General features: G+C 69.3%; 1 pseudogene. It reads left to right on the top strand.

The features are described 5' to 3' along the window. A pseudogene (locus tag SCWH03_RS28305) lies at positions 1–548 on the top strand (AAWKG family protein); the annotation flags it as partial.

Below are 548 nucleotides of genomic sequence, written 5' to 3'. Positions count from 1 at the left end.
GACGGCAGCCACACCGCCTTCGACCCCGCCACCGGCCTCCTCACCACCACCCAACCCGACGGAACCACCACCACGACCGACCTCACCCACGGCGCAACCATCACCAACCCCGACGGCTCCACCACCACCCTCGACAACGGCCTCCTCACCACCACCTACCCCGACGGCAGCCACACCGCCTTCGACCCCGACACCGGCCTCCTCACCACCACCCAACCCGACGGAACCACCACCACAACCAACCTCGGCACCCCCACCGACCTCATCCCAGACCTGACCACCGGCAACGACGGGAGCCTCATCCCGGACCCGGCCACCGGCAACCCCGTCACCGAGTCGATCAGCGACCTCGGCAACCTCACCGACCTCATCGGAAACCCGGGCAGCCTGAACACCCCCACCGGAGGTCACACCTCACTCGACGACGGCGACTTCGCCACCGCCTTCCCCGACGGCAGCCACACCGCCTTCGACCCCGACACCGGCCTCCTCACCACCACCCAACCCGACGGAACCACCACCACGACCGACCTCACCCACGGCGCAAC

The sequence above is a fragment of the Streptomyces pacificus genome (assembly GCF_011766325.1).
GTDB lineage: Bacteria > Actinomycetota > Actinomycetes > Streptomycetales > Streptomycetaceae > Streptomyces > Streptomyces pacificus.
Note: the sequence above shows the minus strand (reverse complement) of the source record. Positions and strands in the feature narration are given on the sequence as shown.